We start from the raw sequence: 14,178 nt of genomic DNA, 5'->3' as shown, positions 1-14,178 counted from the left end.
AATGTCCGTCGCGTGTAATTAACCAGTGGTTGAAGTATGAAAAAGACAATTTTTTCGTTGGCGCTTGGCACATTTGGCCTCGGAATGGCCGAATTTGGCATTATGGGCGTGTTAACCGAGCTGGCACATGACACCGGTATTTCGATTCCCTCCGCCGGGAATATGATCTCGTTTTATGCGTTCGGCGTGGTGATTGGCGCCCCGATTGTGGCGCTGTTCTCAGGCAAGTTTTCGTTAAAGACCACGCTGCTGTTTCTGGTAGCGATGTCCGCTGTCGGCAATGCCCTGTTCACGTTTTCCACGTCCTATTTCTGGCTGGCTGTGGGGCGGCTGATTTCCGGTTTTCCGCACGGGGCTATTTTTGGCGTCGGGGCGATTATCCTGTCTAAAATTGCGCCACCGGGCAGGGTGACGGTCGCGGTGGCAGGGATGATCGCCGGTATGACCGTGGCCAACCTGATGGGCGTTCCGCTGGGGACCTGGCTCGGACATCAGTTCAGTTGGCGTTATACCTTTTTTCTGATTGCCGTGTTCGATGCGCTGGTGATCCTCTCGGTTCTGCTCTGGGTGCCGGACATCCGCGACACTTCAGAAATCAAATTGACCGAGCAGTTCCATTTTCTGAAAAAACCAGAACCCTGGCTGATTTTTGCCGCCACCATGTTTGGTAACGCCGGGGTGTTCGCGTGGTTCAGCTTCGTTAAGCCGTTTATGGTTAACGTCTCCGGTTATTCAGAAGGGATGATGACGGCCATCATGATGCTGATGGGGCTTGGCATGGTGTTGGGCAATCTGCTGAGCGGTAAGCTCTCGGGGCGTTTTAGCCCGCTGCGCATTGCGGCCACCACCGACATGGTGATTGTCGCCTTGCTGCTGCTGCTTTTCGCCTTTGGTGAACTGAAAACGGCCTCGCTGGTCATGGGCTTTATCTGCTGTGCCGGACTGTTCGCGCTCTCTGCGCCGCTACAAATTCTGCTTCTGCAAAATGCGAAGGGCGGTGAGATGCTGGGGGCGGCAGGGGGACAGATGGCGTTTAATCTCGGCAGTGCGATTGGGGCGTACTTTGGCGGGATGATGATTGTCCTCGGCTTTAGCTGGCGTTACGTTACGCTGCCGGCGGCAATACTCTCTTTCTCGGCCATGAGCGCACTGCTGATCTACGGTCACCTGCGGGCCAGACGGGCTCAGGCTAACGCTCGCGCGCTAGCCTGACAGGCTTCAGGCAAACCAGGGCTCACCCAGGGTCAGCATCAGGCGGTTGGCCCAGGCGAAGAACGCGGCGGACTGCACCAGATCAAGCTGCGCTAAGGTATCCAGCCCCTCTTTTTCCAGCGCGGCAAGGTGCAGCGGCGTGGCGGCAGGCGGCGTGACCGACAGCGCCGCCGCAAAATCGATTTCCGCCTGCCAGCGTGCGGATTGCCCCTCGCTCAGGGACCGCCCCGGCCTCACGGCCAGCAGGGCTTCTACCGCCGCGTCATCCTTTGACAGCTGGCTGGCTTTACGCGCATGGACAGATGCGCAGTAAATGCAGCCATTGATTTTACTGGCGACCGTTGCGGCTAGCTCGCGCTCGGCGCGCGGCAATCCCCCCGATGTATAAAAAATTCCTTTATCCGTTAACGTGCGCTGTTCAAGCACCGGCAGGTTGCGCCCCAGCAGGCGGAAGTAGTCGGAATCGGTATGGCCAAATTTCGCCAGAATGGCAACCTCATCGTCACGGAAATCAGCCAGCGGTTTGGCCGCTATCCACGGTTCCCATCCCAGCTCCTGCTGGGTAAACGCGACGGGTGCCGCCTTCCCGGTGACCGTTGTTGCGGTCGTGTGCCAGATGCCTGCCGCCACCGGCGCATCGCTTTTGGCGACGGGCCTGTCGTTCAGCAGCCGCAGCCCGGTGATGAGTCGGCTCTGGAAGCTCACAAACGCAATAAGCTGCGCCAGGGTAACAATGCCTTCCTTGCTCCATCCCGCCTGGGTCAGCGCCCTTAACGCTGCGGGCGTCGCTTCGACGGGGGAGAACGTCAGCAGGCGCGCGAAGTTCAGCGCCGGGGTCAGGCGTTCTGAGGTGGGATCGGCCAGGCCAAATCCCGCATAGTGCGCGGCCAGCGCCTCCGCGCTGTGCCACCTGGCGACTTTTGCCGCTACGGCGAAGCGCTCGTCCAGTGCAAAATCAGCATCCTGCTGGCTAAAGAGAATTTCGTAGCTGCCCTGCGCGTGGCGCGTGGAGGCATCACGCGTGGCGCGCGCCTCTGCCAGAGGGGAACCGGGTTTAATTTCCGCCAGCTCGGCGAGAATGTCCTGACTTAACGACATAGGTGTCTCCTCAAAGGATGTGGGGGGCAATACGTTCGGCGATCAGTTCGATGGACCGCAGCGTGTCGCGATGCGTGGGTTCGACCGAATGGACCTGGAATGAGATATCCGTGGCGCGCCTGAGAATGGAGTCAGCATTCAGAGAATTCAGCACCGTATCGGGCGAACCAATATGGGCGTCAAACTGGCGGCGATAATCGGTGACGTTGTCACCTCTAACCACGTGCCCGGCAGCGCGATGCTGCTGGGCCTGTTTCGTAAGGCCCGGCGTCGCGACCCTGAGCGCATAGTCGTCGCTGTCGGCGACGAACGCCGTACGGGAGGCCAAAATGCGCGGTGCGATGCCCGCAGGCAGCGCATCGAGGTAGGCATCCACAATCGGGTTCTGGATCTCGTCGAGCGTTAAATCCAGCCGATCTGCCGGGCGCGGCTGCGTGCGGGAGAGCATTAAACCGTGTCCGGCCCGGGCGGCGCGAACGGCTCCGTCAACAGAGAAGGTGGCAATCCAGATACGGTCGGCCAGCTGCGGCGCAGGCGGGTAAAGGTGGTTATCCGGATGGGTCAGCGAATCCCCGCGCCAGGCGCTTTGGATCACATGCAAATGGTCAGCAAAGGCCGCGCCGCGCTCCTCAAACGTCAGGCCGAACGGCAGAAATGAGGTCGGTGTGCCGCCCGAACCAAAACCGACCTCAAGACGGCCATCAGCGAGTAAATCGAGCACGGCGGCATCTTCCGCGACGCGCAGCGGGTTTTCCATCGGCAGGGTGATGATGGCCGTGCCCAGTCGGATGGTTTCGGTATGCGCGGCTACGTGCGCCAGAAACAGCAGCGGCGACGGCAGGCCACCTTCACTTTCGTGGAAGTGGTGCTGGGCAATCCAGGCGCTGTCAAAACCGTGGCGTTCGGCGTGGCGGATCTGTTCAGTTGCCAGACGATAGCGCTCCTTCGGCGTAGCGTCGTCAAGCAGGCGGGTGAAAAATCCCAGGCGTTTTCGCGTCATGCGAACTCCTCCGTAGCGGATGAAAAATGGGGAATGGCGTCAATCAGCTCGCGGGTATAGTCGTTCTGCGGCGACGCGAATAAGGTTCCGACATCACCCTGTTCGACCACCTGACCGCTGCGCAGCACCGTGACGCTGTGGGCGAGCCGGCGGACGGTAGACAGATCGTGCGTGATAAAGAGGTAGGTCAATCCCAGCTGCTGCTGCAGCTGCTGAAGCAGAGCCAGAATCTGCGCCTGCACGGTGACGTCCAGCGCGGAGGTGGCTTCATCCAGCACCAGAATGGTCGGTTCCAGGATCAGCGCCCGGGCGATGGCAACGCGCTGCCGCTGTCCGCCTGAAAGCTCCCGGGCGGTGCGGGTCAGGAGTTCGACGGGCAGGGCAACCCGCTGAGCCACCGTCTCCACCCGGAGCTTTCGCTGCGCCTTACCGAGGCGAGAAAAGTTCTTCAGGGGCTCCTCGATGATCTCGAACAGCGTCTGACGCGGGTCGAGAGAGGCAAACGGGTTCTGGTAGACAAACTGGATCTTCTGGCGCAGCTGACGGCGTGCCTCGCGGCTGAGCGCGGTGGCATCAATATCATCAATGATGACCTGTCCGTTGTCGGCCTGTTCAAAACCCAGCAAAATACGGGCGAGGGTGGTTTTCCCGGAGCCGGATTCACCGACCAGCGCATGCGTGCTGCCGCGCCTGACGTCAAACGTAACCCGATCCAGCGCCTGAAGCTGATGACCTTTGCCCAGGGAGAATTGCTTGCTGATGCCGCGGGCGCGAATGGCCGGGGACGCGAGCGGGCGACCGGCCACCGGGGCGATGGTCAGGCGCTGGCCCTGGAGATCGCTCAACAGCTGACGGGTGTAGGCGTGCTGCGGCGTGCGGACGATATCGGCGGTGTTGCCCTGTTCCTGAACCTCGCCATCGCGAAACACCAGCAGCCTGTCCGCGCGCTGTGCGGCCAGCGCCAGATCGTGGGTGACAAACAGAACGGCGGTACCCGATTCCCGGCGCAGGATATCCAGCAGATCGAGAATACGTTTTTGCACCGTCACATCCAGCGCGCTGGTGGGCTCATCGGCAACGATCACGTCCGGACGCAGGGCAATGGCGATGGCAATCAGCACGCGCTGTTTCATCCCGCCGGAGAGCTGATGGGGATACTGCGTCATGCGCTGTTCGGGGTGGCTCAGGCCGACCTTTGTCAGCAGGGCGAGCACCTGCTCGTCGCGCTCGGCGCGGGTCACCTTCTGGTGTAGCTGAATAATTTCTCCGACCTGCACACCGATGGTTTTCACCGGGTTGAGCGAATTACCCGGATCCTGCGGCACCAGGCTAATTCGCGCCCCGCGAAGGGTATCGAGACGCTTCGCGGACCATCGGCTAATCTCCTCGCCGTTGAGCGATATCTTTCCCGCATCGCGCCGGGCGTTATCGGCCAGCAGGCCAATGATCGCCTGCGCCGTGGTCGTCTTGCCGGACCCGGATTCGCCGACAAACGCCAGCATTTCCCCTCGTCCGAGCGTGAAGCTGACGTTATGCACCACCTCTCGCCACTGGCGCGCGGTACGGTAGCTGATCGTCAAATTTTCCACTGAGAGCACGGTCATTAACGACCTCCGCTGAACTGTTGGCTGATGCGGTTGGTGGCCAGCACCACGGCGATGACGACGACGCCGGGGAAAGTGGTGAGCCACCAGGCGGTAGAGAGATAGTTACGGCCTTCGGCAATCAGTAAGCCCCATTCCGGCACCGGCGACGGGGTGCCGTAACCGAGAAAGCTCAGCGTGGAGAGCGCCAGGATGGCCTGACCAAACTGCAGCGTGGCAAAGGCGAGGACGGCGGTTAACGCGTTGGGCAGGATGTGTCGCCACAGCACGGCGAAAAACGTCCCGCCGCTGCCGAACGCCGCCTCGACGTAATCCGTGTGGCGGATGCGCACCACTTCACCGCGCGCGAGGCGGGCGAAGCTGGCAATGGAGGCAACGCCTACGGCAATCGCGGCGTTAACGGTGCCAAACCCGAGCAGAATAATCACCGTCAGCGAGAGCAGCAGAGACGGGATGGACAGCAGCACGTCGACGAAGCGCATCAGCAGAGACTCGACGCGTCCGGCGAACGCCCCGGCAATCACCCCTAAACCGGTGCCTACCACCAGACCCATCGTCACGGCGGCCAGCGCCGCGCTCAGGGAATGGGAGGCGCCATAAACGATACGCGTATAAACATCCCGGCCAAGCTGATCGGTCCCGAGCCAGTGACCGGCCTGCGGTGCCAGGCGCTGTGCCCCGGCGATGCCCTCAATCGGGCTGAAGTGGGTTAACAGGCCGGGCGCCACGGCGGCAAAAGCGGCTAAAATAATCACCGCCCATGCCAGCCATAGCCCCGGCTGCCATTCCACTCCCTGCCACGCTGGAACGCGTTTTCGCGCGGCGGCCGCGTAATCGACCAGACTCATGATGCACCTCCGGTAACGGTTTGCAGACGGGGATCCAGCAGCGGCATCAGCATATCCACCAGCAGATTGATCAGGACAAAACCGAGGGCGGAAATCATAACCACCGTCTGAAGCACGGCGATGTCCTGATTATTCACCGCCTGCTGGGTCAGCTGCCCGAGCCCGCTGCGGCCAAAAACGGTTTCGGTGATCAGTGCCCCGGCAATCAGCTCGCCCAGCAGCAGCCCGGCAATGTTCAGGACCGGCAGCAGGGCGTTGCCGGTCACGTGACGCCACAGGACGGCGGTTTCACTCAGCCCTTTGGCACGGGCGACGGCGACAAACGGCTGCGTCGCCACCTGGTCCAGGCTGCGCATCAGAATTTGCGCCAGCGGGGCGGAGATCGGGATCGCGACGGTCACGATCGGCAGGATCAGCCCCTGCAGCGGCGTCGGGTTAATCACCGGGATCAGTCGCAGCTGAAAAGAAAAAAGCTGGATGAGGGCAATCCCCAGCCAGAACGTCGGTAAAGAGATAAACAGGACTGGCAGAGACTGGAGGGTATTACTCAGCCAGCGCAGACCCGGCAGGCGCGACGCAAAGGCCAGCGCAAATGCCAGCAGGACCGCGAGTAAAAAGGCAGGCAGGGCGAGGCTCAGGGTAGCCGGCAGATTGCTGGCAATCAGCTCGCTGACCGGCACGCCTGCCTGTAGCGAATAGCCGAAATCCCCGCGCAGCATCGCCAGCAGCGTATGACCGTATTGCTGCCACAGCGGGCTGTCTGCGCCGTAGGCCACGCGCATCTCCTCGATTTGCGCCGGGCTTAAGCCCAGGTCCGGGTTCTGAAATTTAATCAGCACCGCGTCGCCCGGCAGCACCTGGAGCAACACGAACGAGAGGGTAAAGGCGGCCCACAGTACCAGCAGCCCGTGCCCAAAGCGTTGAAGAAGTGCGTGGCGCATCGTCGGCTCCTCAGTGTTTCTCAATCCACGCGCCGTAGAACGACGGGCGGCCTACCGCTTCAAAATTGACGCCTTTCAGCCACGGCGCACCGGCAAAGACCTGCGGCTCCTCGAAAATCGGAATAACGTAGGCGTTATCCAGCAGGTAGCGCTGGGCGTCCCCCGTCAGCTGCAGGCGTTTTTGCGGATCGACTTCAGCAGAAATGTTCACCAGCAGTTCATTCAGCCTGTCGTCACGGAAGTTTTTGACCTTGTCGCTGGATCCGCCTTTTTGCAGCAGCGCGTCGCGGTTAGCCGGGTAGAACATGCTTTTCACCACGTCAGGATCGGCGCGGCCCACTTCGGAGACGGTTAACGGGGTTTTCAGCGGGTCAAGGTTATCCAGCGTGCGGCTGCCTGCGTCACCGGCTTTGACGCTCAGCGCCACGCCCACCTGTCGCCACTGCTGGGCAACCAGCTGCAGCACCTCTTTATTTTGTGGCTGCGGCAGGGATTCATACACCGTCAGCGCCAGACGTTGGCCGTCTTTGGCGCGGATCCCGTCGCCGCCTGCTTTCCAGCCCGCCTCGTCCAGCAGCTGGTTGGCTTTTTCCGGGTCAAAGGTCAATTTGTCGCTGAGATCGACAAAGCCTGCGGCGGAACCGGCAATCACGGACTTCGCCTGCGGATAGTTGGCCGAGAAGAGGGTCTCGACCACCTGTTTTGCATTGGTGGCATGCAGCAGCGCCTGGCGAACGCGAACGTCGGCGACCAGCGGGTTATCCGGGCGGAAGCTGATGCTGTCGTTCACCCCGCGGGTCGGGGCGGCGTAGATTTTATAGCCTTGATCTGTCGCCTGCTTTTCGTCATACGCCTGCACCTGGCGAATAAAGTCGGCCTGACCGGCCAGCAGGGCCCCCACGCGCACGCTGTCTTCCTGGGTCACGATAAACTTGATGCCATCGAGATTAGCGGGCCCCTGCTGCGCCAGGTTTTTCGGCCCCCACTGGTAGTCTTTGCGCGCTTCGAGCGTCACTTCACGTCCCAGCTTCTCGTCCTTCACCACAAACGGGCCGGAACCGATGATGTGGCGGGCATCTCCCAGCTCTTCGAAGTTGCGCTTCAGCGTGCTGAGCGAGACCAGACCCGAGCCAATGGTGGCGGTGCCCTGCAGGAACCCCGGCGACGGTTTTTTGAAGTAGAACTTCACGGTCAGCGGGTCGATGACTTCGCTGCGATCGTAGTTATTAATCACTTCTGACACCGGCAGGCGCTGTGCCTTATTGCCTGAACCGTAGGTATCAAAGTTTTTCGCCACGGCGTTGGCGTCCAGCGGCGTGCCGTCGGAGAAGGTGATGCCGGGACGAAGCTTAAAGGTGTATTCGGTTTTATCGGCGTTGGTGGTCCAGCTTTCGGCCACCCAGGGTTCGACCTGCAGCGTCTTTGGGTTCTGCCATGTCAGTTTGTCGGTGATTTGATTCAGAATGCCGCCGTTCGGGTAAAAGCCACCGGCAGGCGGATAGAGGTTGGTGTGCGCCTGTTGCTCCAGATAAATCAGCGTGCCGCCTTTGACGGGCGCATCTGCTGCCCAGGCTGCGGTTGTCGCCAGAATCAGCGCCGTCAGCAGCGGCAGACGAAATGGGGTTTGCATGGTGAATTCCTTTGTTATCTTCTTGTTAGCGTCGGATTCATCATCGGGCGCGGGGGAAAACAAGGGAACAAAGGAATTAAGATAAGGATTGCCGGAAAATGGCTATAAAAAAACCGCCCCAGCGAGGAGCGGTAATGAAAAATGAACGATTATGAACGTAGGTCGATCACCATACGGCCGCGGATCTGGCCCTGTTCCATCTCTTTAAAGATGGCGTTGATGTCCTCGATTGGACGCATCGTGACTTTCGGCACCACCTTACCTTCTGCGGCGAACTGGAAGGCTTCCTGCAGATCCTGACGGGTGCCGACCAGGGAACCTACCACCTGAATGCCGTCCAGCACCAGACGCGGAATGTCGAGGCTCATCGCTTCCGGCGGCAGGCCAACCGCGACCACGCGGCCACCGGCACGCACGGCGTCAACGGCTGAGTTAAAGGCCGCTTTTGCGACGGCAGTAACGACTGCGGCATGCGCGCCGCCGGTTTTCTCCTGCACAATTTTCGCGGCGTCTTCGCTGCGGGAGTTGATGGTTAAATCCGCACCCATGCTGGCCGCCAGCTTCAGCTGTTCGTCGTTAACGTCGAGAGCGATGACTTTGGCGTTAAAGACGTTTTTGGCGTACTGCAGCGCAAGGTTTCCCAGACCGCCCAGACCATAGATTGCGATCCACTGGCCCGGTTTGATACCCGAGACCTTCACCGCTTTATAGGTGGTGACGCCGGCGCAGGTGATGCTGCTGGCCGCAGCGGATTCCAGACCGTCCGGCACTTTTACGGCGTAGTCAGCGGTGACGATGCACTCTTCCGCCATGCCGCCGTCAACGGAGTAACCGGCGTTTTTCACGTCGCGGCACAGGGTTTCGTTGCCGGTATTACAGTATTCGCAGTGGCCGCAGCCTTCGAAAAACCAGGCCACGCTTGCGCGGTCACCGACTTTCAGCGACTTCACGCCGGGGCCGACTTCTTTTACGATGCCAATCCCTTCGTGGCCCAGGATAACCCCGGTTTTATCGCCAAAATCACCGTTCTTCACGTGGAGGTCGGTATGGCATACGCCGCAGCATTCCATCTTCAGCAGGGCCTCCCCGTGCTTTAGCGGGCGTAAGGTTTTTTCGGTGACATTAACCTGATGATCCTGAGTGACAACAGCAGCCTTCATATGTATCTCCTTGTTCATGATGAGTATCTGCATAGCAGGTGTAATACTCCTCAAGGATTAGTGGTTTGGCGCTGTAATGCAAGGCAACGGCAACATAATGTCATTATTTAATCCATTTTCAGAATAAGAATACGGCGTTCCTCTAATAATTTAGGGGGGAAATACTGGCCCGACGAGAGACTCGCCGGGCGCAGACTTACAGCTGTGCCTCTATCTCCTCTATCTCTTTACGCCATTGCGCCTGAAGATGCGGCTTTTGATGCTTCGGCTTACGCGCCAGATCGTCTTCCAGCAGCGTTTCCAGCGCGACCAGCCGTTCGAGCAGATCGTCATACGGCGAGGGTTGAACCGTCGCAGCGTCGATGACGGGCGCGGTGGATGTCGCCAGCCCCGCGCTTTCACGCAGGCGCTCAAACACCGCTTCTGCATCGTGCCACTCGCTCAGCTTTCCCTCTTCAATCAGCCAGAAACGGTTGCAGCTTTGGCTAATTAACTGACGGTCGTGGCTGACCAGCAGCACGCCGCCTTCAAACTGCTGAAGGGTTTGCGCCAGCGCCTCTTTGCCTTCCATGTCCAGGTGGTTAGTGGGCTCATCCAGCATCAGCAGGCTGTAGCGGGCAAGCGTCAGGCCCACGAACAGCAGGCGCGAGCGTTCGCCGCCGCTGAGCGTGCTGATTTTCTGCCCATGGCGGGACCACGGGAACCCGGCGCTGATGAGCGCCATTTTGCGGTTCTGCGGATCCGGTGCAAAAGGCTCCAGCGCGTCGAGCAGCGTGGCGTCATCCGGCAGCTGATTAAGCGTCTGGTCGTAATAGCCTGGCGACACGCGCGGATGGATTTTCAACCCGCTTTCTGCGGACTCATCGGCAAACTGTTGCCAGATAAGCCTCATCAGCGACGATTTGCCGCAGCCGTTACGACCGACAATCGCCACGCGATCGCCGCTTTTTAGCCGCGCCATTTCGATGTTAAACAGCGGCGGTAGCCCGGGCGCAGGCGGGACGCTGAGGTTTTCCATCTCCAGCAGACGGTCGGCCCGCAGCGCGTCGCCGCGCAGGGTTAACGTCCACTGGCTGCCTGCCGTGAGCGCCGTCTGGCTCTCCTTCAGCCGTTCGACCTGTTTTTCCATCTGTTTGGCTTTGCGGGCCAGGTCTTCGTTGTCGTAAACCTTGCCCCAGGTCGCCAGCCGCTTCGCGCTGGCGGTCACGCGGTCAATCTCCTTTTGCTCCGCCTTGTGGCGCTGCGCGTCGCTTTCATCCTTTGCTTCAAGCGCCTTGCGGGCGGCCGTGCAGGGAAGGGCGAAGTAGTGCAGCGTTTTATCGCGCAGGATCCAGCTGCCGTTGGTGACGGCATCCAGCAGCTGTCGGTCATGGGAGACCAGCACGAAGCTGCCTGACCAGTTCTGCAGAAAGTGTTCCAGCCAGAGCATGGTCGGCAAATCAAGGTGGTTGCTGGGTTCATCGAGCAGGAGCAGATCCGGGTCGTGAATCAGCGCCCGCGCCAGCAGCAGGCGGGTGTGCTGCCCGCCGCTCAGCGTGGCGGATTGCAGCGCCATATCCTGAGGCGTGAAGCCCATGCCTGCCAGCAGCGTTTCGGCTTTCCAGCGCAGGCTATCGCGCTCGGCTAAAGGCAGCTGTGCGAGCACGGCATCCAGCATGGTCAGCGGGAAAATGGCGTCCGGAAGATGTTGCTCCACGCGCGCCATCAGGCAGTGCCCGGCCAGCGCTACCGTGCCGGCGGCGGGGGAGTCAGTGCCGTCCAGCACCTTCAGCAGCGTGCTTTTGCCGCAGCCGTTGTCGCCCAGCAGGCCAATGCGATCGCCTTTTTTCAGCGTAAAGGAGAGTGAGTCGAAGAGCGTGCCAAACGCCGTATCAACGCGTAAAGATTGTGCAGTGAGTAAAGTGCTCATTGTTGCTTACCCAAGAGTTACAGGCATGTTTATGCCTCGTCAAACATCGCTGACGATAACTCAGTAAGCCCGAGAGAAGGGATTTCAGGGGTTGGTGTCTTCGCTCAAGCAGAAGTTATCGCAGCACGATACCGATAACGCTTGAGCTGGTGCGATCACCAAATGTATGTGAAACATTGAAAATTTCACGATACAGCATAATTGGCCTCCTTATATATTCAGTAGGTTAATAGATGAAGGGAGTGTAGCGGGGGAAAAGGGGTTTGGCTAGTGGGGGGCGAATCTAATTCCCTCTCCCAAAGGGAGAGGGAACGGTCGCAGTGCAGAATTAAATCGAGGTACGGCGATAGCTGCGGTATTCAGGCTTCCAGAAGTTGTCGTCGATGGCCTGCTGCAGCGCGTCGGCAGAGGTTTTCACCGCCACGCCCTGCTGCTGAGCCATTTTACCTACCGCAAACGCGATAGCGCGCGACACCTTGTGAATGTCCTTCAGCTCCGGCAGCACCAGCCCTTCACCGTTGTTGACCAGCGGCGAGTAGCCCGCGAGGGTTTCGCTCGCCGACATCAGCATCTCATCGGTAATGCGGGACGCGCCGGAGGCGATCACGCCCAGACCAATGCCCGGGAAGATATAGGAGTTGTTGCACTGGGCGATCGGATAGGTTTTATCCTTCCACACCACCGGGTCGAACGGGCTGCCGGTGGCGACCAGCGCGTTACCTTCGGTCCAGGCGATGATGTCCTGCGGCGTCGCTTCCACGCGGGAGGTCGGGTTGGAAAGCGGCATCACGATAGGGCGCTCGCAGTGCTTGTGCATCTCGCGAATGATCTCTTCGGTGAAGAGGCCGGTTTGCCCGGAAACGCCGATCAGAATATCCGGCTTCACGTTGCGCACTACGTCCAGCAGGGAAAGGACTTCGTTGTCGGTATCCCAGTTTTTCAGGTTCTCGCGCTTCTGCACCAGCTTGTTCTGGAACGGCAGCAGGTTCGGCATAGCGTCGGTCAGCAGGCCGAAACGGTCAACCATAAAGACGCGGGAGCGGGCCAGCTCTTCGCTTAAGCCTTCGCGCTGCGTCTGGGCGATGATCTGCTCGGCGATACCACAGCCCGCAGAGCCTGCGCCCAGGAAGACAATTTTCTGGTAGCTCAGCTGGCTGCCGGCTGCGCGGCTGGCGGCGATAAGCGTACCCACGGTCACGGCTGCGGTGCCCTGGATGTCGTCGTTAAAAGAGCAGATCTCATCGCGATAGCGGTTCAGCAGCGGCATCGCGTTTTTCTGCGCGAAGTCTTCAAACTGCAGCAGAACGTCCGGCCAGCGGTGCTTCACGGCCTGGATGAAGTCGTCGACAAACTGATAGTACTCGTCGTCGGTAATGCGCGGATGGCGCCAGCCCATATAGAGCGGATCGTTGAGCAGCTGCTGGTTATTGGTCCCGACGTCCAGCACCACCGGCAGGGTATACGCCGGGCTGATGCCGCCGCAGGCGGTGTAGAGAGAGAGTTTACCGATTGGGATCCCCATCCCGCCAATGCCCTGGTCGCCGAGGCCGAGAATACGTTCGCCGTCGGTCACCACAATCACTTTTATATTGTGGTTCGGCACGTTCTGCAGAATATCGTCCATGTTGTGGCGGTTCTGATAGGAGATGAAAACACCGCGTGAACGACGGTAGATCTCTGAGAAACGCTCGCAGGCCGCACCCACCGTCGGGGTGTAGATCACCGGCATCATCTCTTCGAGATGGTTCTGCACCAGGCGATAGAAGAGGGTTTCATTAGTGTCCTGAATGTTACGCAGGTAGATGTGCTTGTCGATTTCGGTTTTGAAACCCTGATACTGGATCCACGCGCGCTCCGCCTGTTCTTCAATGGTTTCAACCACTTCGGGCAGTAAACCCAGCAGGTTAAAGCTGCTGCGCTCTTCCATGCTGAAGGCGCTGCCTTTGTTGAGCAGGGGGAATTCGAGTAAAACCGGTCCGGCGTATGGGATGTATAAGGAACGATGTTTTTTCAGTTTGTTGTCCATGTCACTCACTCTTTTTATGAAGATCCGTCCCTGACACTGCTGTTTGTCATCTTTCTGGCCTGTGCGATGGGGTGCGGTCAGGCGGTATTATAAAGGAGCTAAATATTAATTACCGCAACACATAAACAAAAACACCATCGGGATTACCGATGGTGTTCTGGATCTCAGTCTGGAACTTACTTGCCGGCGTGGCGTTTTCTGCCGGTGGCGTGCGTGACCTGCGTTTCGTGGTCGCCTTCAATCACCACTTTACGCTGATTTGAAAGCTTGTAGTTCAGTCCCAGAATATGGCGTGCCTGACGGTTCGATTTCATGTTAACTCCTCAATCCTGTTGATAGTTTTAAGGACCAGTTTGCTTACGCAAACGAAATGTAACCCCTTAGGTTGCAGATCCAGCTTAGCAGGTTTTTACAAGGGTGCGTTTTGTCCGCTGACGACGTAGTTAATAGTCTGCTGGTAGATGTCACTGAGGATGTCATTATCGGTGGATTCCACCCATTTGGTTAGTTCCATCAAAATGTCATCTTCAGTCACAGCACCGTGCTCGGCGTGAAGACCCTGCGCAATCGCGTTAACGAGTTCAGGTTGTGCTGCTGCGGTATTAGCCGGGTAATAAGTAAACATGCTGCCTCCGTGTCGTTGTCTGTTTAATGGTACGGCTCGCAAAAAATTTAATTCATAAACAGAATGGCAAATATTTTCCCGGTTGTGGTTCAGATTCATCTTAGAAATAAAAATGACATAAGTGC

12 protein-coding genes are annotated in these 14,178 nt (G+C 59.1%); 1 reads left to right on the top strand and 11 read right to left on the bottom strand.

The annotated features are described in order from the left end of the window. Positions 1–36: 36 nt before the first annotated feature. Entirely contained in the window at positions 37–1,212 is a 1,176-nt protein-coding gene (gene araJ, locus SPG90_RS07280) for an MFS transporter AraJ (RefSeq protein WP_126303368.1), read from the top strand. Positions 1,213–1,218: 6 nt separating this feature from the next. Here the strand turns inward: araJ and SPG90_RS07275 are convergent, their stop codons facing one another. From SPG90_RS07275 to bdm, 11 genes are all read right to left on the bottom strand, one after another. Beyond that, positions 1,219–2,310 (bottom strand): alkylhydroperoxidase domain protein, encoded by a 1,092-nt coding sequence (locus SPG90_RS07275; protein WP_045399949.1) that lies wholly within the window; start codon positions 2,308–2,310, stop codon positions 1,219–1,221. A 10-nt stretch (positions 2,311–2,320) separates the two neighbouring features. Further along, positions 2,321–3,310 (bottom strand): putative FMN-dependent luciferase-like monooxygenase, encoded by a 990-nt coding sequence (locus tag SPG90_RS07270; protein ID WP_126303367.1) that lies wholly within the window; start codon positions 3,308–3,310, stop codon positions 2,321–2,323. Next, positions 3,307–4,914 (bottom strand): dipeptide ABC transporter ATP-binding protein, encoded by a 1,608-nt coding sequence (locus tag SPG90_RS07265; RefSeq protein ID WP_045399947.1) that lies wholly within the window; start codon positions 4,912–4,914, stop codon positions 3,307–3,309. Before SPG90_RS07265 ends, SPG90_RS07270 begins: the two co-directional genes overlap by 4 nt. Beyond that, a complete protein-coding gene (locus SPG90_RS07260; protein WP_322408052.1) occupies positions 4,914–5,762 on the bottom strand; it encodes an ABC transporter permease in 849 nt (282 codons plus the stop codon). The genes SPG90_RS07265 and SPG90_RS07260 overlap by 1 nt, the downstream gene beginning before the upstream one ends. Then, positions 5,759–6,703, bottom strand: a complete 945-nt coding sequence (locus SPG90_RS07255) for an ABC transporter permease (protein ID WP_163353849.1) — start codon at positions 6,701–6,703, stop codon at positions 5,759–5,761. The genes SPG90_RS07260 and SPG90_RS07255 overlap by 4 nt, the downstream gene beginning before the upstream one ends. Positions 6,704–6,713: 10 nt before the next feature. After that, positions 6,714–8,333, bottom strand: a complete 1,620-nt coding sequence (locus SPG90_RS07250; RefSeq protein ID WP_126303361.1) for a TIGR04028 family ABC transporter substrate-binding protein — start codon at positions 8,331–8,333, stop codon at positions 6,714–6,716. A 149-nt stretch (positions 8,334–8,482) separates the two neighbouring features. After that, positions 8,483–9,493 (bottom strand): alcohol dehydrogenase AdhP, encoded by a 1,011-nt coding sequence (adhP, locus tag SPG90_RS07245; protein WP_023311899.1) that lies wholly within the window; start codon positions 9,491–9,493, stop codon positions 8,483–8,485. 196 nt (positions 9,494–9,689) lie between these two features. Then, positions 9,690–11,402, bottom strand: a complete 1,713-nt coding sequence (locus tag SPG90_RS07240) for an ABC-F family ATP-binding cassette domain-containing protein (protein WP_045399939.1) — start codon at positions 11,400–11,402, stop codon at positions 9,690–9,692. Between the two features lie 328 nt (positions 11,403–11,730). Next, the gene (locus SPG90_RS07235) at positions 11,731–13,428 is read right to left on the bottom strand and encodes an NAD-dependent malic enzyme (RefSeq protein WP_023311897.1); all 1,698 of its coding nucleotides are present in this window, start codon (positions 13,426–13,428) and stop codon (positions 11,731–11,733) included. A gap of 176 nt (positions 13,429–13,604) precedes the next feature. Beyond that, the gene (gene sra / locus SPG90_RS07230) at positions 13,605–13,742 is read right to left on the bottom strand and encodes a stationary-phase-induced ribosome-associated protein (protein WP_008501714.1); all 138 of its coding nucleotides are present in this window, start codon (positions 13,740–13,742) and stop codon (positions 13,605–13,607) included. Positions 13,743–13,837: 95 nt separating this feature from the next. Next, positions 13,838–14,053: a biofilm-dependent modulation protein gene (gene bdm / locus SPG90_RS07225; RefSeq protein WP_013096534.1), complete on the bottom strand. Its 216-nt coding sequence runs from the start codon at positions 14,051–14,053 to the stop codon at positions 13,838–13,840. Between the last annotated feature and the right edge of the window lie 125 nt (positions 14,054–14,178).

This window comes from Enterobacter sp. D2, assembly GCF_034427575.1.
Taxonomy (GTDB): Bacteria; Pseudomonadota; Gammaproteobacteria; order Enterobacterales; family Enterobacteriaceae; genus Enterobacter; species Enterobacter cloacae_M.
This window is presented reverse-complemented; position numbering and strand designations above follow the sequence as displayed.